Below are 19095 nucleotides of genomic sequence, written 5' to 3'. Positions count from 1 at the left end.
GGGATGCTGCTGTTGCTGCACGGGCTGGGCGGGACCGGGTCGGTCTGGGACCGGTGGGCGCCGCTGCTGGCCGGGGGCTGGCTGGCGCCCGACCTGCCCGGCCACGGCAAGGCCGCGGAGCTGGACGAGTACACCTTCGAGGCGATGGCCGACCAGGTGCTCCCCCTGGTCGAGGAGCCCGAACGCACCGTGGTGCTGGGGCACTCCCTCGGTGGCGTGGTCGGGCTCGCGCTGGCCGCGCAAGTCCCGCTCAAGGCGGTCATCGGGCTCGGCATCAAGGTGGCCTGGACGCAGGAGGAGCTCGACCGGTCGCAGGCGCTCGCGCGGCGGCCCGTGCAGTGGTTCGGCACGCGCGAGGAGGCGGTCGCCCGGCACCTCAAGGTGTCGGGGCTCGCCGGGATCGCGACCGGGGACGAACGGGCGGCGCTCGACGGGGTGCGCCAAGAGGACGGGCGGTGGCGGCTCAACCTCGATCCGCGGGCGTTCGCGGTCGGGGCGCCGGACATGGACGGGCTGCTCGCGAACGCGAATACCGCCGTCACGCTCGCGCGGGGCGGTGCGGATCCGATGAACACGGACGAGCAGCTGGCCCGGTTCGGGGTGGACGTGGCGAGCCTCGACGGGCTCGGGCACAACGCGCACGTGGAAAGTCCCGAGCGGTGTGTGACGCTGCTCAGGCGGTACACGTGAAGCCCTAGGAAACGGTGTCGAACACCACCGACCAGGGGCCGGGTGCGCCCAGGATGCGGCCCGGGGCGTCCGGGCGGGGCGAGAGCACCTCGCCGGCCAGGGTGCCGAAGCGCTCCGCGGCCGGGTGAGGTGCGCGGCGGGGCCAGACGGCGGAGGTCTCCTGCCACAGCGGGTCGCCGGCCAGCGGGCGCCACGCCACGCGGGGCTCGCGGCGCACGGCGTCCTCGCGCTCCAGGCCGATGCCCAGGCCGGCCAGGACGAGGCCGCAGAGGAATTCCGGGTTGCGGGCGTGCCGCACGCGGGACGGCACGAAGCCCAGTTCGCGGCAGGCGTTGATGAGGGTGTCGTACCACTCCGGCGCCGTCGCCCGCGGGAAGATCACGAGGCCCTGGCCTTCGAGCTGGTCCACGGTCAGCTCGGTGAGCCGGGCCAGGGGCGAGACGCGGGGCAGGACGACGCCGAGCCGTACTTTCGTGACGGGGCCGCGGCGCAGGTCGGCCGCGGCGACCGGGTGGTGGACCAGGCCGACGTCCAGCCGGGCGGCGGCGAGCAGGTCGAGCTGCTCGGCGGTGGTGAGCTCCTGCAGGTCGACGTCGAGCCCGGGGGCCAGCTCGGCGAGGCGGCGCAGCAGCTCGCCCAGCGCCGCGGCCGGGGTCTCGGGCGGGACGCCGGCGCGCAGGGTGCCCAGGTCGCCGTCGCGGATGCTGTGCATGAGCGCCCGCAGCCGGCGTTCGGCGCCCAGGAACTGCGGGGCCTCGTCGCGCAGGGCCCGGCCGGCCGCGGTGAGCTCGGTGCCGCGCGGCAGGCGGTCGAACAGGGTCACGCCGAGTTCCCGCTCCAGGCGGCGCATCGCCTGGCTCAGCGGCGGCTGGGCGATGCCGAGCAGCTCCGCGGCCCGGCCGAAGTGCAGCTCCCCGGCGACGACGAGGAAGTACCGCAGATGCCTGGAAAGGTCGGCCATACAGTGACCCTATGGTGATCGAGGAGGTCTTCGCCGCCGCCGGGGTCCGGGGACGGCTGCACGCGTGCGACATCGACTCGGGCCGCGCGGTCGGGGTCGGCGCGGGCGAGCCGGTCGTGCTGTCCTCGATCGTGAAGGTGCTGCTGGTCCTGGAGTTCGCGCGGCAGGCCGCTTCCGGGGTGCTCGACCCGGCCGAGCGGGTCGTGATCGGGGCCGGCGACCGGTTCGGCGGCTGGGGTACCGCCGGATGCGCCGACGACGTCGAGATGTCCCTGCGCGACCTGGCGTACTTCTCGATGTCCATCAGCGACAACACCGCCGCCGACGTGCTGCTGCACCGGCTCGGCGGCCCGGACGTGCTGGGGCTGCTCGCGGCCGAGCTCGGGCTGCACCGCACGCGGATCGTCGGCGGGCCGCGGGAGATGCTCGAGTCGATGTTCGCCGACATCGGGGCGCGGGACGACGCCGAGTTCGCGCGGCGGTTCCCGACGCTGGAGCCGGAGCGGGTGGCGGCGCTGCGGGTGTTCGACCCGGCGCGCACGACGTCGAGCACGCCGGAGGAGCTGACCCGCCTGCTCGGGCTGATCTGGCGGGACGAGGCCGGGCCGCCCGCGGCCTGCGCGGCGGTGCGCGGGCTGATGGCGCGGCAGATGTCGTGGACCCGGCTGCGGTCGGGGTTTCCGGCCGACGTGCGGGTCGCGGGCAAGACCGGGACGCTGCCGGGGCTGGCGATGGAGATCGGCGTCGTGGAGTACCGGAGCGGCAGTCGTTTTGCGGTCGCGGTCTTCATCGACGGCGGCCCGGCGCCCCGCATCGACGCCGACACCGCCCTCGGCCGGGCCGCCGCGGCCGCCGTGCACCTGCTGCGTGACCTGGGCTGATATCCGATCGGCTATCGGTCGGGCGGCCCGTCGGTCTTGGACAGGCCGGGCCGGGCGATGCTTGGGTGGTCGACATGTCCGACACGACCGACCTGAACCGACGCACCCTGATTCGCACCGCCGTCGCCGGCACCGCCGTGCTCACCGGCATCGCGGCCACTTCGGCCCCCGCGAGCGCCGCACGGTCCGGCAACGGCACCTTTCGATGGTTTGGTACCTCCGGCTGGCGCATCGACGTCGCCGGCCGCACGGTGCTCGTCGATCCGTACCTGAGCCGCTACCCCACCGGACTGTTCACGGGCGCCTTCGACCCGGCGACGCCCTTGCGCGTGGACGCCTCCGCGGTCGCGGCGCGGATCGGGACGCCCGAGACGGTGCTCGTCACGCACACGCACTGGGACCACTTCAACGACGTGCCGCACATCGCCAAGACGGTCGCGGGCGTGCGGGTGCTGGGGACGCTCACGGCGTACCACCTCGGGCTCGCCTCGGGGGTACCGGCCGCGCAGGCGGTGCCGGTCAAGGGCGGCGAGGTCCTCGACTTCGGCGGCTACACCGTCGAGGTGGTGGCCGCGCTGCACAGCCGCAATCCCGCGTACTCCCTCGCCTTCCCGGGCGTGCGGGTGACCCAGCCGGCGGCGCCGCGGACGATCGCGGACCTGCCGGAGGGCGACACGCTCGCCTACCAGGTGTCGATCGCGGGCGGGCCGAAGGTGTTCTTCATGGGCGGCAGCGACTTCGTCGAGCGCAACCTGACCGGGCTCGCGCCGGACGTGGCGATGGTGGCGCTGCCGTCGGGCGGGGTCGTGCACGAGTACACGGCGCGGCTGCTCTCGGCCCTCGATCATCCGCGGGTGGTGGTGCCGGTGCACTGGGACGACTTCGAGCGGCCGCTGCAGAACCCGCCGGTCGCGCCCGCCGCCGACGCGGCGAAGCTGGACGCGTTCGTGGCCGAGATCCGGCGGGTGTCGCCGCGGGCGCGGGTGCTGCGGCCGGAGTACGACACGCCGTACACCTTCTGACAAGACTCTTACATTCAGGGCATCGACTTACTTCTATCGTGGTTGGAGATCGTCGATGGGAGTGAGTTATGTCAATGCAACGGCTGACGAGGGCCGCCACCGTCGTAAGCCTGATCACCGCGGGGGCCGTGCTGCCCGGCACCGCCGCGAGCGCCGCGATCCCGGCCCCGCCCGCGGGCTTCACGCAGATCTGGGCCAGCGACTTCGACGGCGCGGCCAACACCGGCCTCGACACCGGGACCTGGATCTACGACACCGGCCCGGGCAGCAGCTTCGGCACCGGTGAGATCGAGACCATGACCAGCAGCACGCAGAACGTGTACCGCGACGGCAACGGCCACCTGATCATCAAGGCCAAGCACGCGGGCACCGACCCGGCCACCGGCTGGACCTCCGGACGCATCGAGACCAAGGCGACGTTCGGGGCCGGCGCGGGCGGGGTGCTGCTGGTCAAGGCCTCGATCCAGCAGCCGGACGTGACCACGGCCAACGGCGCCGGCTACTGGCCCGCGTTCTGGATGCTCGGCGCCCCGCTGCGCACCGGCACCCCGTGGCCGACCTCCGGCGAGGTCGACATCATGGAGGACGTCAACGGCCGCAGCTCCGTCTTCGGCACCCTGCACTGCGGCACGAACCCCGGCGGCCCGTGCAACGAGTCGACCGGCATCGGCAGCGGCGAGCGCGCCTGCAACGGCTGCCAGACGGGCTACCACACCTACGCGGTCCAGATCGACCGCTCGGTCAAGCCCGAACAGATCCGCTGGTACCGCGACGGCGCCAACTACTTCACCGTGAACGCCAACCAGGTGCCGGCCGCGACCTGGAGCAACGCCGTCGACCACCCCTTCTTCATCATCTTCGACCTGGCGATCGGGGGCGGCTTCCCCGGTGCCTTCGGCGGCGGCCCCAACGCGGCCACGGTGGGCGGCCAGGCGATGAAGATCGACTATGTCGCCGTCTACCGGAAGTGAGGCCCTGATGCGCCGCCTTCTCGCTCTCCTGGCCCCCGCGGTGCTGCTGGTCGCTCTGGCCGCCTCGCCCGCCTCGGCCGCCGACTTCTGGGGTCCCACGACCGGCATCCCGGTCTCCAGCCGGGTCATGACGTTCAAGGTGCTCAATCGCACGAACGGGCAGTACCCGGACAGCAAGGTGTTCTGGACCTTCAACGGCCAGACCCATTCGATCGCCGAGCAGCAGTTCGTCGACGTGCCGGTCATCTCCGCCGCGCGGATGTACTTCCACCTCGGCACCCCGACGAGCGAGTACTCCGACTTCGTCGAGCTCAACACCACCGCCGCCTGGATCGGCGTGAACACCACGCGGGTGGACGGCTTCGGCCTCAAGCTCGCGCTGCGCGTGCACACCAAGGGCGGCCAGGAGGCGACGGTCGGCGAGACGCAGGCGGTCTTCGCGCAGGGTCGCAACGCCACGTTCCAGGAGTTCGTGAACGCGATGCCGGCCCAGTTCAAGCACCTCGCCCAGGTGCAGGCGCCGTACCGCATCCTCGCGCCGAGCAAGTCCGCCCAGTTCCTGCCGGGCGGGCAGTACCAGAACTACTACAAGGCGTACACGTCATCCCTGGGTTTGAACGTGTCCACCGGTGACGTGTTCGGCTGCGCCGGCTCGCTGGCCTCGAACGCCGCGCTGTGCGGCGCCCTCAACCGCCACGTGGCGCAGCTGCCGCAGGGCCAGTGGGGCGACGTGAGCAAGTTCTACCAGGCGGCGCCGGCGAACTACTACGCCCGGTTCTGGCACAACCACGCGGTCGGCAGCAAGGCGTACGGGTTCCCGTACGACGACGCCGCCAACCAGAGCAGCTTCATCGCGCTGAACAATCCGCAGTACATGCTGATCGCCGTCGGCTGGTGACGCTCGGCTGAGGCTCAATTCTGGCGGGTCGGCCTGATCGTGAGGTCGCCGATCTCGACGTCGTCGGGCTGGTCGATCGCGAACGCGATGGCCCGCGCGACGGCGTCGGGGTCGATGCCGAGCTCCGCCATGTGCTTCTGGGCCTGCTCCCGCACCGCGGGATCGTCGACGGCGTGGTCGATGAGCTCGGTCCGCACGTACCCCGGCGAGATCGACGTCGTGCGCAGCACCCCGTCGGTGCTCTCCTGGCGCAGCGCCTCCAGCAGCGTGCGGACCGCGTTCTTCGTCCCGGCGTAGACCGCCTGCGTCGGCACGATCTTCAGCCCCGACGTCGACACGACGGTCACCAGGTGCCCCGAGCCCTGGCGGCGGAACACCGGCAGCGCCGCGGCGATCCCGTGCAGGATGCCCTTGACGTTCACGTCGACCATGGCCGACCACCCCGCGAGGTCGAGGTCGGCCACCGGCCCGATCCGGCTGACCCCCGCGTTGCCAACGAGCACGTCGAGCCGCCCGAACCGCTCGACGGCCAACCCCACCAGCGCCTCCAGGTCCGCGGCGTCGACGACGTCGACCTTCATGGCCGCAGCGGTACCGCCGGCCGCCTGGATCTCCCCGACCAGCCGGTCGAGCCGCTCGACCCGGCGGGCGCCGAGCACCACGGTGGCCCCCCGCCCGGCGAGGTGCCGAGCGGTGGCGGCACCGATCCCACTGCTGGCCCCGGTGATGGCGACGACCTTGCCCCGAATGGCCATGGCGGCCCTCCCCTTATAGTGGACACATGTCCGGTTCTCCTTCCGAGTCTAGCGGACACGTGTCCGCTTCTGCGCCGGGTGCGCTGCGGGCCGACGCCCGGCTCAACCGGGAGCGCATCCTGCAGGCCGCGCGCGAGCTGGTCCGCGAGCCCGGCGAGCTGAAGCTGAACGCGGTCGCGAAGGCGTGCGGGATCGGCCAGGGCACGCTCTACCGGCACTTCCCGACCCGCGAGGACCTCCTGTCCGAGGTGTACCGCCATGAGGTCGGCGAGCTCGTGGCCGCCGCGCCGCACCTGCTGGAGACCCTTCCCCCGCTGGACGCCCTGGCGGCGTGGTTCGACCGCGTGGCGGCGTACGCCCGCATCAAGCGCGACGTGTTCGCCGCCGTCGAGGCCGCCACCTGGCGCGACCTGGCCGCCCACAGCCTGGGCCCGATCGGCGACGCGGTGGAGCTGCTGCTGGTCGCGGGCCGCGCGGCGGGCACCGTCCGGCCGGACGCGGAGGCCCGGGACGTGATCGTGCTGATCAGCTGGCTGTCCCGGCTGGACGACGCGGAACTGGACGCGCGCGGTCCGCGTTTGCTGTCCATCCTGGTCGACGGGCTGCGAGCTGCGACAATGTGAGCCATGCAGGCGGTGCGCTTCAGCCGATTCGGCGGCCCTGAGGTTCTCGAACTCGCCGACCTCCCCGAGCCTCATCCCGGGCCGGGCGAGATCCGGATCGCGGTTCACGCGGCCGGGGTCAACGCCAGCGACTGGAAGAAGCGCGAGGGGCTCATGGACCAGGAGCTCCCCCAGACCCTGGGCTACGAGGCCGCGGGCGTCGCCGACGAGCTGGGGCCCGGCGTGGCGGGCGTGGCGCTCGGCGACCGGGTGTACGGCTTCTCCACCGCGGGCGCGGCCCAGGCCGAGCTGGCGGTGCTGTCGCACTGGGCCCCGATCCCGCCCTCGCTGAGCTTTCCGGAGGCGGCCGCCCTCCCGGCCGCGGTGGAGACGGCCTGGCGCGCCCTGGACCAGCTCGGCGTCGCCCGCGGCAGCACGCTGCTCATCAGCGGGGCGTCGGGGAGCGTGGGCAGCGCCGCGGTGCAGCTGGCGGTGGCCCGCGGCGCCCGGGTCATCGGCACGGCCGGCGCGGACAACCAGCACTACGTGCGTTCGCTCGGCGCCTTCTCCGTGCCGTACGGCGACGGCCTGACCCAGCGCGTGCGCGCGCTCGCCCCGGACGGCGTCGACCTGGCGCTGGACGTGGCGGGCAGCGGCGTGCTCCCGGAGCTGATCGCGCTGGCCGGCGGCGACCCGGACCGCGTCGTGACGATCGCCGACTTCGCGGGCGCGCAGCAGCACGGGGTGCGGTTCAGCCGGGGCGACACCGGCCGCGCCCTGCACGCCCTGGCCGAGATCGGCCCGCTGATCGACGCCGGCCGGTTCGCGCTGCCGGTCGCGCAGACCTTCCCGCTGGCCGACGTGGCCGAGGCGCACCGCGTGAGCGAGCACGGCAGGGTACGCGGAAAGCTCGTGCTTCTGGCACATTAGGGCGCCGTGGCACCTGACACTCCGCTCATGGTCTGGCACCCCGGCGAACGGGACTCCTGGCTGTCCCGCGCGGCCGCCCTCGACCACGGCCGCGAGGAGCCGGACTGGGCCGGGCTGGCGACCCGCGCGGGCCGGCTCTCCGACCTGACCCCGCCCCAGGTGGCGTGGCTGCTGTCGCGCGGCCCTTCGGCGGCGGCGAGCCGGCTGCTGCCGTCACCCCTGCCGGTGTGGCAGACCCAGCGGATCGACCTGGTCCGGGTCGCCGTGGCCCGGTTCGAGCTGGACGCGCTGTCGCTGGCCCTGCAGGAGGCGGAGGCGAACGCGGACGGGCTGGGGTTCGTGCTGCTGCCGTTCCGCGCACCTGAGGTCGCCGTGCTGGTCGCCGGGTGGCTGCGCAACCTCGGATCGTCGCGATTGTTCGCGCGGCTGTGGTTGCGGCGGCACGCGGAGACGGCGGTGCGAACGCTCGAGCCGCTCGCCCACGGCAAGCCGGGGCGGCCGCGGCAGAACGCGGAGGACGCCCTCGAATATCTGTCCGCCGCGGTGCTGCCGGAGTCGCTGCTGCCGCCGGCCATGGTCGCCGCGCTCGGGTCGGAGGGAAGGCTTCCGCGGTGGGCGCGGTCCGTGCGCGGGACGCTGACGGATGACGAAGCGACCCGGTTGATCCGCCTGCTGACCCGGTCGCGGCTGGCGGAAGCGCCCGAACCCGCGCCCGGCGATCCGACGGTCCCGGTGGTCGTCGAATCCTCCGCGGCCGTGCAACCGCTCGTCGCCGCGGCCGGACCGGAGCTCGAGCGGATGGTTGCGCGGTGCGAGCGGGCGAGTCTGGCGGCGTTCGGACGTGCGTTGCTGCGCGCCTGGCTCGACGACAAGATGCCGGCGGCCGAATCGTGGGTGCTGCTCGCGCAGGCGCACATCGGCGACGACGCCACCATGGACGAGCTGGCCCCGCTGATCCGGTCCTGGCCGCCCAAGAGCCGGTACGCGCGGGCCATCGACGGGTACGCGGTGCTCGCGACGGTCGGCAGCGACGCGGCGCTGCGGCACCTGCTGGCGATCGCGGCGAACATGTCCGGCGGCGCCATGAACGATCGCGCGGACGACTACCTCCGCCAGGCCGCCGCGCGGCGCGGGCTGTCGCCGACGCAGCTGGCCGACCGGCTCGCCAGCACGCACGGGCTCGACGCCGGGCTGACGATCGACTACGGCGGGCGGGTGTTCGCGGTTGACACGGACGAGCATCTGACGCCGTTCGCAACAGACAGCGACGGGCGTCGAATGGCGCGTCCGCCCAAGCCCGGAGCCAAGGACACCAATCCCGACGCGTACAAGCAGTTTCAGCAGCTGACCAAGGAGCTGCGCGCGACCGCGGTGGCGCACACTGTTCGCTTCGAACAGGACATGCTCACCCGGCGGCTGCGTCCCGCGCGGGATCTGCACGAGGTGCTGCTGCCGCACCCGATCCTCGGTCCGCTCGCGCGCCGGCTGCTGTGGGGCGAACGCGACCGGGCGTTCCGCGTCGCCGAGGACGGGAGCTTCGCCGACGTGCGCGATGTGAGCACGACCGTGCATCCCGACGCGCAGATCGCCGTCGTACACCCCGCAGACCTCGGGGCCGACCTCGCCGGATGGTCGCAGCTGCTGCTCGACTACGAGGTGTTGCAGCCGTTCCCGCAGGTCCACCGGCCCGTGGCGGTGCTGACCGAGGGCGAGCGCGCGGCCACGAGCCTGGCCGGGTTCGGGCCGGTCGCGACCGGGCGGGTGGACGCGCTGCTGAACGGGCGGCGGTGGCACGGCAACGCGTATCAGACCGCGAGCAACCGGCACACCCAGCTCGCCCATCCGCTGCCCGGCGGACGGTCGCTGCTGATCGAGCTGAGCCCGGGCGTGCCGACCGTCGTGCGCGACCCGGACCAGCCGCAGTGGATCACCGAGATCTGGGCCGACGACGCCTGGTCGAGCCACTGGCAGCTCGCCCGGCGCACCCCGCTGGGCGACTGCGACCCGGCCGCGCTGTCCGAACTGCTCGTCGCGCTCTTCGCGTTGAAGGAATGATCAGTGCGCGTACCGGTCGCCGGCGTGCTGCTCCAGGGCCTCCTTGACCAGCTCGTCGCCGAACGCGCTGGTGCTGGTCAGGAAGAACACGCTGTACGGGCGGGACCAGAACCTGGCCGTGCCGTGGTCGCTGCCCAGCGCCGTGTTGCTCGCGGGCGTGCACACCAGCCAGCGGCTCGCGCGGTACGGCCGGATGTACACCGTCGCCATGAGCGACCACGGGAACGTGGTGTCGTGGCCGCCCAGCGTGACCGTGATGCCGCTCGCGTCGATGCGCGTCGGGCGGGTGTCGCGGGCGCTCACCGCCCACTGGAACAGCTTCCACCCCAGGCCCGCGCCGCCGCCCAGGATGAGCAGCCAGCTCAGCAACGTGAACAGGACGCCGTCGAACAGGCCGAGAATCACGCCGAGCACGAACACCGCGGCGAAGCGGAACGTGGCCGGGCCGTGATGGCGGTACGGGTTCGGGATCAGCTTGCGCTTGTCCTGCTGCGGCGGGCCGTAGGCCCCGGCCGCACCCGGAGGCGGCGGCGGAAACGCGGGCCCGGGCGGCGGCGACGGCATCTTCACGGTGACCGATTCGCGCCGCGTCGGAGCGGCCTGCGGCACGCCCTGCGGCACGGCCTGGGGACCGGTCGGCGGAGCAAACGGAGGACCGGTCACGACCGGCTCCTTCAGCGTGCCCCCGTCCTGCACGGGAATCCACGGCGGCGGCGAGACCGGAGCCGAGGAGGGCGTGGCCGGCAACGGCGTCGTCCGAAGGCGGGGCGGCGGCTCGTTGGCCTGCATCGCGAGGTACCGCAGCGCCCCCTCCGCCACCACCAGCTCCGGATGCTCGACCCGCCGCGGCGACCGCCCCGTCGCCTGGCCCAGCAGCGTCCCCACCAGCGGCGTCCGCGTCGCCCCGCCGACCAGGAACAGCTCCGCCCGGTCGTCCCGCCCGATCTTCGCCCGCCGCAGCACCTGGTCGGTCATCGACACCGTCCGCTGCAACAACGCGCGCGCGTCGCGTTCGAAGTCGCCGCGCGTCACCGACACGTCCTCGTCGACGAGCGGCACCTGCACCCGGGCCACGCGCTCGGTGCTCAGCCGCTCCTTCGCGCCGCGGCAGTCGTCCCACAGCAGCCGGGCCGACCAGCGGTCCGGGCCCTCGGGCTCCATGAGGCGGGCCCACTCGTCGGGGTACCGGTCGCCGACCGAGCGCCCGACCCGCTTCTGCACCACCTCGTCGAGGTCGAGGCCGCCCACGTCGGCGAGCCCGGCCTTGGCCAGCTGCTGGAACTCCCGGCCGGTCCGCAGCACGGCGGTCACGTCGCAGGTTCCGGCGCCCAGGTCGTACACGACAAGGGGGTCTCCGTCGGCGACCGTGGCCCCGGACGCGATGAGCTGTGCCGCGGCCGCCTCCGGCTCGCTGACGAGCGTCGGCTGGTGCAGCCCGGCGTGCCCCGCCGCGGCGCGCAGCACGCCCTGCCGGTCGGCCGACCACGCGGCGGGATGCGTCAGCACCACGCGCAGGCGATCGGTTCCGGCCAGCCGGACAGCCTCGGCGTACACCTGCGCAAGCGTCGCCCCGATCAGTTGCGCGATGTCGAACTCGTCGCCGCCGAGCAGGACCCGCTTCTCGCCGATGCGCCGCTTCGGGTTGGGTTCGTAGCGGCCCGGGTCGAGGCGGGCCGAGCGCACGGCCGCGTTGCCGGTGACCAGGGAGCGGTGCTCGTCGGCCCACACCGCCGAGGGCAGCAGCGGCCGCCCGTCGAACTGCAGCGCGAACGGCATCTCGCCCGGCGGCTGCAGGTACGCGACGGTGTTCGTCGTTCCGTAGTCGATGCTCAGCCGGAATTCGCTCACTGGGAACCCCCCTGCAGGGCGAAGATGACGACCGCGACGACGGCGACCAGGACGAGCGCGGCCCCGCCGACCATCAGCAGCAACCGCGACGAGATGCGCGAGGCCGGCGACGGCGCGGCGGACGAGCGCGTGACGGTGCCGGCGAGCGCGGCGACCGGGCGCTGCCGGACGGTCGTGCGGCGCTCGGCGAGCAGCAGCTCGGCCCGCTCCGGCCAGATGTCGTCGAGCCCCGCCGCCAGATAGAAGTCGCGCGCCGCGAGCTGGTCGACCCGCGCCTTGCCCACGAGGGTCTGCGGAAACCTGCGAAGAGCAAAGGCAAGCGGCGGCGGTACTTCCGGTGCGTCCTCCCGGGCCAGAAACTTCAGCACGTCGTGGAGCGCGCGGCCGTTCTCGGTCTCCAGCTGCGCACCGAACACGGCGAACAGCAGCCGGTACCACCGGTCCTGCGCGACCTGCGCATCGCCGGGCAGGAACGGGATGCAGTAGATGAGGAAGTCGGTCCGTTCGAGCGCGGTGTGCGCGGAGTCGAGCGCCTCCTGCTCGAACCGCCGGTTCTCCGCCGCGCTCAGCAACAGCTCGGTGATCTGCACATCGGAGCCGGTGTGCCGGTTGGCCAGTTCGATCAGGTCGGCGAGCGCGATCCGGTCCATGAGTGCGCGGATCCCGGGCGACTGCAACGCCGGCGGCACGCCGAACGAGGACGCCAGCTGGGCGAGCTCCACAATGGACGCCGGGGCGGCGCTCGCGTTGCGGCCGTGGCCGGCCCACGCGCGCAGGTGCGCGTCGATGAGCGCCGGGTCGAACGCGGAGCGGCGCAGCGACTCGCGCAGCGCCTTGCTGGCCCCGGAGCGCATCGCCCGCTGCACGACGAGCCGGGTGATGACCTGGCTCGCGCCCGGGTACTGCGCGCCGAGCGCACCGGAGGGCTGCCACGCCTGGTAGGTGGTGGCGAGGTCGCCGTCGTTGAGCTTGGCCGCCTCGGCCTCGATCTGGCGCTGCCCGGCCTCGGTGCGCAGCAGGTCCAGGTGCTCGGGCGCGGCCTGGCCGGAGGCGACCGCCTGCAGGAGCGTGGTCTGCAGGATGCGCCCGCCGACCACCACGTCGCTCTGCCACTGCCGCACGTCGGCGGCCCCGGCGAGGGCCCGGCCGCCGCGCAGTGGGGCGAGCTCGGCCGCCCCGCCGCGCCGCCACATGTCGGCGAGCTGTTGCGCGAAGCCGTCGATTCGGGCGGTACCGTTGCCGGGGTAAAGACGCTCGCGGGTGGCCGCATAGCCGCTCCCGCCCGTGACCGCGTCGAGGAACACCAGCCGGGGCAGATCCGGGTCGGTGTCGTCGTCCTCGTTCGCGGCGAACGTCAGGTCGCGCACATCGCCGAGCACGTCCACGAGCCCGCGCACCATCGCGGTGGCGGGCGCGTCGGGCATGACGACGGTGAGCGGGGCGGCCGGGTTGGCCAGCACCCGGTCCAGGAGCTCGTCGAAGGCGGCGCCGGGGTCGGCCGGCGGGCGGGCGTTGGCCGCGTCGGCGTGCTCGCGCAGGGCCGCGTAGGGCACCGCGCCGAGCCGGCCCGGCGGGTACGCCCCGGGGTCGTTGTGCCCCGCCCAGTGCGGCCAGTGCTCGAGTCCGAGCGCGAGCTGCACGTTCACGAGCTCGGCCGGGCCGATGAGGGCGTGCGCGATCGCGGCGCCCGGCCGGTTCTTGTCGTCGCGGGCGGGCACCTTGTGCAGGATCACGCCGGTGCCCTCGATGCGCAGATACGCCAGAGACGGACGCTCGTTTCGCCCGGGCGCGCGGGTGATGCGCAGGGCCAGCCGTTCGTTCCACCACGCGACCGCCGACTCGGCCAGGGAGGTGGCGTCGGGGCCGACCCCGTCCTGGCCGCCGCCGGCCGCCGCCCGGGCCCGCCAGCGGAACACGATCTGGTCGATGCGGCCCGTAGGTTGCGTCATCGGCGCTCCTTCAGTTGCCGAGCACGGACCGGTCGAGCACGCCGGTCATGGCGAACAGGGACAGCAGCGGGCGCAGCACCCGCCGCGGGCCGAAGCCCTCGGCCGGGAAGTGCCCGTCCACCGGCGCGACACCGGCCGCGGAGGCGTAGTGCAGGCTCACGTCGCTGACCCGGTTCACCGGCGGCAGGAAGCGCTCGGCGCCGTTCGTGGCGAGGAACTCGTACACCTCCTCGCTCTCCTCGGCGACGGTGTTCAGCCGCACGTTGTCGTCGCGGTTGAGCCAGCGCGCGACCTCGGGGCGGCGCGGGGCGAGCAGGTCGGACTTGGCCACCACCATGGCCGCCGGGATCGGCAGGAACTGGGTCGCCTTCTCGCCGCGGACCTCGACGAGCCGGTCCATGACCGCGTTGAATGCCGGGTCGCCGTACACCGTGGCCGGCTCGCCGAGCGCCGAGGGCAGCGCCTTCTCCGGGTCGACGACGAAGACGAGCGCGTTGACGGCCGAGAGGAACGACGTGTCCAGGAACCGGTCGCCCGAGCGGCGGCGGCGCAACTGCTCGCCGGCCACGTCGAAGAAGGCGACGGCGAAGTCGCGGCGCGCGTGTGCGCTGTACACCTTGGCCACATAGCTGAACGCGATCGGGCTGATCTGGGTCAGTGGCAGCTGCTCGCGCCGGTGGCAGAACGGCTCCACGAACCGGGTCATGTAGTTGTGCTCGATCGCCTCGTCCAGCCGTTCGACGCGCAGCCCGAGGTCGGCCAGCTCCAGGTTGTTGCGCAGCGCCTCGACCATCGCGGCCAGCAGCAGGGTCTTGCCGGCCGCCCGGTGCCCGACGAGCCCGATGACGATCGGGTCGCCGTAGTCGCCGTACCGGTCGGGCAGGTAGTGCGTGGTGGCCATCCCGTCGCGCATGAGCGTGCACGAGCGCTGGGCGCCCAGCCGCCGCTCGGCGAACGCCTCCTTGGTCTCGTCGGCGCCGCGGGGGCGGAACGGGCGGTGCTGCTGGGTCTCCACGTCGACCTCGACCCGCTGCGCCTTGCTCCAGTGAATCCACTGCAGGCAGATCGGGCAGAGCACGCGGCCGAGCAGCCGGCTCGGGCTCGCGAGGTTCACTTGGAGCCTCCCAGATTGGTGGCGATCAGGATGACGAGCAGCAGGGGGACGCCGACCACCACGAGCGCGATGGCGCCCATGATGATGCGGCTGGAAAGTTCGTCGCGGCTGTACCAGAGCACGTCGAGCAGCCCCCGCGAGAACCGCCAGGCGACGCGCTGCGGGGCGTTGCGCTCCTCGCGGTACTGCCGCTTGGCGTCCACCAGCCGCCGGAACTCGTCGCGCGAAGGGCTCAGCGGCACGGCGGCCCGGGCGACGGCGGCGGCGGTGGCGGCGGGCATCGGGGAGTACTGCTGCGGGATCTTGATCGTGGCCGTGGTGGCGTCGGACGGGTCGCTGCTCTGCCAGACCGGCTCGTAGCGCGCGTCCTCGACGCGCCGCAGCAGCTCGTGGGCGTCGGGGCGGTCCCGCGGGTCGTCGGCGAAGACCCCCTCGAGCAGCGCGGACAGCGCCGAGCCGCCGCCGATGCCGAGTTCCTCGCGGGCCGCCGCGGCCCCCGCCGGCCCGTGCTGCAGCGCGATGCAGAACACGACCATGCCGGCCTGGTAGACGTCGTGCGCCTCGGTGGCCAGGCGCAGCCCGTCGGGGCCCGGCGGCGGCTGCCACTGCGGGTCGAGGGCGGCCCGGGCCGGCTCGCCGACCGCGACCGTCTCGCCGAGGTTGACCAGTTGCGCGTGGCTGCCGTCCCACAGGACGAACTCGGGGATGATCGAGCCGTGCGTGAGCCCGGCCTTGGCCAGGTTCTGGATCGCCGTGAGCAGGTCGCCGAAGATGGTCAGCAGCGTCTCGGGCAGCGGCGCGCCGGGCTGCCCGGCCACCGGCACCCCCCGGTACGTGCTGGTCACGTGCGGACTGGCCGCGTTGAGGTCGTGGTCGACGACCCGGGACAGCTGCGGCGGGTAGGTGCTGCCCGGCAGCGCGCCGAGCAGGTTCCCGGCGTGGACCTCGGCGTGCACGAGCCGCTGCGCGTCGGCGTTTCGCGCAGTTCTGCGCAGCACTCGCTCACCGGTCGCGCTCAGCCGGCCCCACTGCAGCTCGAACTGGTCCGTGAAGCGCCGGTCCGGATCGAACTCGATGTGCACCGTCATGTGGGCAGTCGCTCCCCGTCGTCGGCGTTGATGGCGAACAAGGTGTAGCCGTTGTCGACGTACAGGACACCGTCGCCGACGACCGGCGCGCGGGTGACGACGATGTCCGGCGCGGACCATCGGGCGGTGCCGTCGTGGCGTTCATATGCGCACAACACGCCGGCGTCGACCACGAACACCAGTGTCCGGGTCGCGTGCACACCCGGCCACACGGCGACCCCGGGCACCCGCCACAGGATCTCTCCGTCCGGGCTCAACGCGGTCACCCCGCCGGGTTCAGTGACAAAGACCGTCCCGTGTACTGCCTGTGCCACGCCGTCCCCGCTCCGCCTCCAGCGCAGCGTCCCGTCGGCCGGATCGAGGCCGAGCAGTTCACCGGCCGCGGGCTGCACCACGATCTCGGCGGTCGCGGTGGGCGCGACCCGCGGCGGCAGCCCGGCCCGGCGGAAGCGCGGCACGCCGTCGTGCACGCCCAGGGCGAGCAGCTCGTCACCCGCCCGGACCAGCACCAGGTCGCCCGCGGTGGCGAGGGCGCCGGCCGGGGCGGGCAGTTCGCCGTGGCCCCATCCGGCGGTGCCGTCGCCGCGCCGCTCCCGCACCATGCGCCCCTGCACGATGGCGACGCCGCCCGGCAGCGGCACCGGGCGCAGCGCCGCGGCGGCCGTGCGCCACGTCTCCTCCCCCGTGCCCGCGTCGACGGCGAACAGGTTGCGCTTGCCCGGACCGAGCACGTGAATCTGGCCGTTCGCGTACACCGGCTCACTGTGCGCGACCACCGGGACGCGCCACTGCTCGGTTCCGGTGCGCAGGTCGAGCGCGACGGTGCTCGTCTGTGTCGTGTTGATGAGCGTTTCGCCGGCGACCACCGGGCGGTGTCCGGGTGCGGCGGGTTCGGGGTGGCGCCAGCGTTCGGTACCGTCGCCGGCTTCCAACGCGTGAAGACCGTCGTCCGCGCTCACCACCACGGTGTCCCGGCCGACGACGATCTCGCTGCGGGCCATCGCGTGCCCGGCCCGCCACGGCCGGTTGCGGCCGGATCGCAGCAGGGTGCGGGCGGCCTGCTCGCGGGCGGCGATCGCGGCGAGCACCGGCGCGGGCAGCCACGGCCCGGCCGCCTCGCTGAGCCCGGTGGCGAGCCGCTCGCGGACCTGGCGGGCGGTGGGCCGGTCCTCGGGGGCCGCTTCCAGGCACTTGCGCAGCGTCCAGGTCATCCCGGCCGGGACGCCGACCAGGTTCGGGGCGCTGTAGTGCACGGCGTAGAGGTACTCGGCCATGGTCCGCCCGTCGAACGGCAGCCGGCCGGTGGCCGCGCGCACGAGCACCGCGGCGAGCGCGAACACGTCGGAGGCGGGCGTGCCGGCCTTGCCCGCGAAGCGCTCGGGGGCGATGTAGCCGACGGTGCCGTGGAAGTACTGCGAGGCCGTGAGCCGCGGCGCGTCGTCCGGCCGCGCGATCCCGAAGTCGATGATCTTGATCTGGTCCTTGAGCACGAGCACGTTGCTCGGCTTGAGGTCGCGGTGCACCACCCGCGCGCTGTGGATCGCCGCCAGCCCATCGGCCAGCGCCGCCCCGAGCCGCCGGACCAGCTCCTCGGGCAGCGCCCCGGCCAGCTCCTCGACCTCCGCGAGGGTGATCCCCGGGAGGTACTCGGTGGCCAGCCACGGCGGCGCCCCACCCGGATCGGCGTCGAGCACTCGCGCCGTGTGTGCCGAGCGGATCTTGGCCGCCAGCTCCACCTCGCGCCGGAACCGCTCGACGAGCTCGGCGTCGTACCCGCTCCCGTCGTGCAGCGTCTTGACCGCCGCGGCCGCACCGGAGGCGTCGCGGCCCAGGAAGACCTGCCCCATGCCGCCGGCCCCGAGCCGCCCGAGGAGGCGGTAGGGCCCGAGGCGGCGCGGGTCGTCCGCCCGTAACGGGTCAACCACCGCTGCTCACGAGGTCCATGGTGCCTGCCTCGCGCAACTGCCGGTGCCTGTGCGCTGGGTGATCGCTCCACCACAGACCGGAGTGCTCATCGAAACGATATTCCCGCTGGAGCCAGGGACCGTACTCGGCGATGAGGTGAACCGCGTCGACGACGTACTCGGCCTGCGCCTCGGACAGGTAGTACGCGAAGCTCACCCGGGCCCACCCCGGCTTCACCCCCAGTCGCCCGTCTCGTGCCTGCCGCGCCAGCTCCTCGGCCTGTGCGGCGTCGATGCCGAGCAGGTCGTGCCCGTACGGCCCCGCGCACGAGCACCCGCCCCGCGCCTGAATCCCGAACAGGTCACTGAGCAGCGTGACGACCAGGTTGTGATGCACGTTCCGGACCGTGAACGACACGATCGGCAGCCGCTCGCCGTCGAGATCGCCGAGCACGGTGATCGCGGGGTTGGCGCGCCACGACCGGATCGCACGTTTGTGGAACGCATCCTCGCGCGTCTGCATCGTGCGCTGGCCGACCGCGCGGTGCAGGTCCATGACGAGCCCGGCCCGGATGGACTCGATGATGGCGGGCGTGCCACCTTCCTCGCGGTGCACGATGTCGTCCGTGTAGTAGTGCGCGTTCTGGTGCACGTAGACGATCGTTCCGCCGCCCGGGACGGTCGGTATTGCGTTGCGGACCAGGTCCTTGCGCACCACGAGCACGCCGGGCGTGCCCGGCCCGCCGGGAAACTTGTGCGGCGACAGGAACACGGCATCGCGCCCGTTGCCCGCGTCGATGTCCACATGCGGCCCGGCGGCGGCGTAGTCCCAGGCGGCGACCGCGCCGTACTCGTGCAGCAGCGCACTGATCGTTTCGACGTCGGTCTTCGCCCCGGTCACGTTCGATCCCGCCGAGAACGAGCCGATCATTGCGCGTCTGCTGTGCACTTTGAGCTGGCGTTCGAGGTCGTCCGGGTGCACCCGGACGACCTCGGCCCCGGACTCGCGCCACAGCAGCTCGTTCGAATGATGCTCGTACGGCCCGACGAACACGACCGTCTCCCGGTCCGGCCGCACGATCCGCACGAACTTGTCGATCGCCGCGGTCGACCCGGACCCGGTGAAGATGACGACCTGGTCCTCGCCGGCCCCGGCCGCCTCGTGCACGGCCTTGCGCGCTTCCTCGCGCATGGCGGTCATCCGCCGCCCGGTGGCGCTCGCTTCGGTGTGCGTATTGGCGTACCACGGCATGACCCGCGCACGGATGTCGTCCTCGATGAGCGCGAGCACCCGCCCGGACGCGGTGTGATCGGCGTAGACGAGCGGCCGCTCCCCGAACGGCCCTTGCACCGGCATGCCGTCGCCGATGACCGACTCCCTGACCCGCCGCACGATGGGCGGCTCTTCCAGCACCATGACGACTCCC

Annotated in this window: 16 protein-coding genes; 8 read left to right on the top strand and 8 right to left on the bottom strand. The window is 73.3% G+C overall.

Annotated features, from left to right (window positions below):
- Positions 1 to 3: 3 nt before the first annotated feature.
- On the top strand, positions 4 to 690 hold the full coding sequence (locus tag ACQPZ4_RS15910; RefSeq protein WP_433061094.1) for an alpha/beta fold hydrolase: 687 nt from the start codon (positions 4 to 6) through the stop codon (positions 688 to 690).
- Positions 691 to 694: 4 nt separating this feature from the next.
- Here the strand turns inward: ACQPZ4_RS15910 and ACQPZ4_RS15905 are convergent, their stop codons facing one another.
- Positions 695 to 1651: a LysR family transcriptional regulator gene (locus ACQPZ4_RS15905; RefSeq protein ID WP_433061091.1), complete on the bottom strand. Its 957-nt coding sequence runs from the start codon at positions 1649 to 1651 to the stop codon at positions 695 to 697.
- An 11-nt stretch (positions 1652 to 1662) separates the two neighbouring features.
- On the opposite strand from ACQPZ4_RS15905, the gene ACQPZ4_RS15900 reads away from it, so the two are divergent.
- From ACQPZ4_RS15900 to ACQPZ4_RS15885, 4 genes are all read left to right on the top strand, one after another.
- Positions 1663 to 2532 (top strand): serine hydrolase, encoded by an 870-nt coding sequence (locus tag ACQPZ4_RS15900; protein WP_433061088.1) that lies wholly within the window; start codon positions 1663 to 1665, stop codon positions 2530 to 2532.
- Positions 2533 to 2606: 74 nt separating this feature from the next.
- Positions 2607 to 3554: an MBL fold metallo-hydrolase gene (locus ACQPZ4_RS15895; protein WP_433061085.1), complete on the top strand. Its 948-nt coding sequence runs from the start codon at positions 2607 to 2609 to the stop codon at positions 3552 to 3554.
- A 74-nt stretch (positions 3555 to 3628) separates the two neighbouring features.
- Positions 3629 to 4525 (top strand): glycoside hydrolase family 16 protein, encoded by an 897-nt coding sequence (locus ACQPZ4_RS15890; RefSeq protein ID WP_433061083.1) that lies wholly within the window; start codon positions 3629 to 3631, stop codon positions 4523 to 4525.
- A 7-nt stretch (positions 4526 to 4532) separates the two neighbouring features.
- Positions 4533 to 5423, top strand: a complete 891-nt coding sequence (locus ACQPZ4_RS15885; RefSeq protein ID WP_433061080.1) for a glycoside hydrolase family 64 protein — start codon at positions 4533 to 4535, stop codon at positions 5421 to 5423.
- A 14-nt stretch (positions 5424 to 5437) separates the two neighbouring features.
- Here ACQPZ4_RS15885 and ACQPZ4_RS15880 read toward each other — a convergent pair whose 3' ends face one another.
- Entirely contained in the window at positions 5438 to 6178 is a 741-nt protein-coding gene (locus ACQPZ4_RS15880; RefSeq protein ID WP_433061077.1) for an SDR family oxidoreductase, read from the bottom strand.
- 59 nt (positions 6179 to 6237) lie between these two features.
- Between ACQPZ4_RS15880 and ACQPZ4_RS15875 the strand changes: the two genes are divergently transcribed.
- Genes ACQPZ4_RS15875 through ACQPZ4_RS15865 form a run of 3 tightly spaced genes read left to right on the top strand, consistent with a single transcriptional unit; the run spans position 6238 to position 9765 of the window.
- The gene (locus ACQPZ4_RS15875; protein WP_433061074.1) at positions 6238 to 6801 is read left to right on the top strand and encodes a TetR/AcrR family transcriptional regulator; all 564 of its coding nucleotides are present in this window, start codon (positions 6238 to 6240) and stop codon (positions 6799 to 6801) included.
- Between the two features lie 3 nt (positions 6802 to 6804).
- Complete coding sequence (locus ACQPZ4_RS15870; RefSeq protein ID WP_433061071.1) at positions 6805 to 7710, top strand: NADP-dependent oxidoreductase; 906 nt, start codon at positions 6805 to 6807, stop codon at positions 7708 to 7710.
- A gap of 6 nt (positions 7711 to 7716) precedes the next feature.
- Positions 7717 to 9765 carry a DUF4132 domain-containing protein gene (locus ACQPZ4_RS15865; RefSeq protein WP_433061068.1) on the top strand — a complete coding sequence of 683 codons (2049 nt, stop codon included), beginning with the start codon at positions 7717 to 7719 and terminating at the stop codon, positions 9763 to 9765.
- Here the strand turns inward: ACQPZ4_RS15865 and ACQPZ4_RS15860 are convergent, their stop codons facing one another.
- From ACQPZ4_RS15860 to ACQPZ4_RS15835, 6 genes are read right to left on the bottom strand one after another with little or no spacing between them, the layout of a single operon-like run.
- Entirely contained in the window at positions 9766 to 11613 is a 1848-nt protein-coding gene (locus tag ACQPZ4_RS15860; protein ID WP_433061066.1) for an Hsp70 family protein, read from the bottom strand. It abuts the gene before it with no gap.
- Positions 11610 to 13562: a hypothetical protein gene (locus ACQPZ4_RS15855; protein WP_433061063.1), complete on the bottom strand. Its 1953-nt coding sequence runs from the start codon at positions 13560 to 13562 to the stop codon at positions 11610 to 11612. Before ACQPZ4_RS15855 ends, ACQPZ4_RS15860 begins: the two co-directional genes overlap by 4 nt.
- A gap of 10 nt (positions 13563 to 13572) precedes the next feature.
- The gene (locus ACQPZ4_RS15850) at positions 13573 to 14676 is read right to left on the bottom strand and encodes a hypothetical protein (RefSeq protein ID WP_433061061.1); all 1104 of its coding nucleotides are present in this window, start codon (positions 14674 to 14676) and stop codon (positions 13573 to 13575) included.
- Positions 14673 to 15764 carry a hypothetical protein gene (locus ACQPZ4_RS15845; RefSeq protein WP_433061058.1) on the bottom strand — a complete coding sequence of 364 codons (1092 nt, stop codon included), beginning with the start codon at positions 15762 to 15764 and terminating at the stop codon, positions 14673 to 14675. Before ACQPZ4_RS15845 ends, ACQPZ4_RS15850 begins: the two co-directional genes overlap by 4 nt.
- The gene (locus tag ACQPZ4_RS15840) at positions 15761 to 17689 is read right to left on the bottom strand and encodes a protein kinase domain-containing protein (protein ID WP_433061056.1); all 1929 of its coding nucleotides are present in this window, start codon (positions 17687 to 17689) and stop codon (positions 15761 to 15763) included. The genes ACQPZ4_RS15845 and ACQPZ4_RS15840 overlap by 4 nt, the downstream gene beginning before the upstream one ends.
- The gene (locus ACQPZ4_RS15835; protein ID WP_433061053.1) at positions 17682 to 19085 is read right to left on the bottom strand and encodes an aminotransferase class V-fold PLP-dependent enzyme; all 1404 of its coding nucleotides are present in this window, start codon (positions 19083 to 19085) and stop codon (positions 17682 to 17684) included. The genes ACQPZ4_RS15840 and ACQPZ4_RS15835 overlap by 8 nt, the downstream gene beginning before the upstream one ends.
- Positions 19086 to 19095 lie beyond the last annotated feature (10 nt).

This window comes from Dactylosporangium sp. CS-033363 (assembly GCF_050942475.1).
Classification (GTDB): Bacteria; Actinomycetota; Actinomycetes; order Mycobacteriales; family Micromonosporaceae; genus Dactylosporangium.
Note: the sequence above shows the minus strand (reverse complement) of the source record. Positions and strands in the feature narration are given on the sequence as shown.

Coding starts and splice junctions, on each gene's coding strand:
- ACQPZ4_RS15900 (WP_433061088.1), top strand. CDS start 1,663: ATGGTGATCGAGGAGGTCTTCGCCGCCGCCGGGGTCCGGGGACGGCTG.
- ACQPZ4_RS15845 (WP_433061058.1), bottom strand. CDS start 15,764: ATGACGGTGCACATCGAGTTCGATCCGGACCGGCGCTTCACGGACCAG.
- ACQPZ4_RS15905 (WP_433061091.1), bottom strand. CDS start 1,651: ATGGCCGACCTTTCCAGGCATCTGCGGTACTTCCTCGTCGTCGCCGGG.
- ACQPZ4_RS15895 (WP_433061085.1), top strand. CDS start 2,607: ATGTCCGACACGACCGACCTGAACCGACGCACCCTGATTCGCACCGCC.
- ACQPZ4_RS15870 (WP_433061071.1), top strand. CDS start 6,805: ATGCAGGCGGTGCGCTTCAGCCGATTCGGCGGCCCTGAGGTTCTCGAA.
- ACQPZ4_RS15885 (WP_433061080.1), top strand. CDS start 4,533: ATGCGCCGCCTTCTCGCTCTCCTGGCCCCCGCGGTGCTGCTGGTCGCT.
- ACQPZ4_RS15890 (WP_433061083.1), top strand. CDS start 3,629: ATGCAACGGCTGACGAGGGCCGCCACCGTCGTAAGCCTGATCACCGCG.
- ACQPZ4_RS15880 (WP_433061077.1), bottom strand. CDS start 6,178: ATGGCCATTCGGGGCAAGGTCGTCGCCATCACCGGGGCCAGCAGTGGG.
- ACQPZ4_RS15855 (WP_433061063.1), bottom strand. CDS start 13,562: ATGACGCAACCTACGGGCCGCATCGACCAGATCGTGTTCCGCTGGCGG.
- ACQPZ4_RS15910 (WP_433061094.1), top strand. CDS start 4: ATGCTGCTGTTGCTGCACGGGCTGGGCGGGACCGGGTCGGTCTGGGAC.
- ACQPZ4_RS15835 (WP_433061053.1), bottom strand. CDS start 19,085: ATGGTGCTGGAAGAGCCGCCCATCGTGCGGCGGGTCAGGGAGTCGGTC.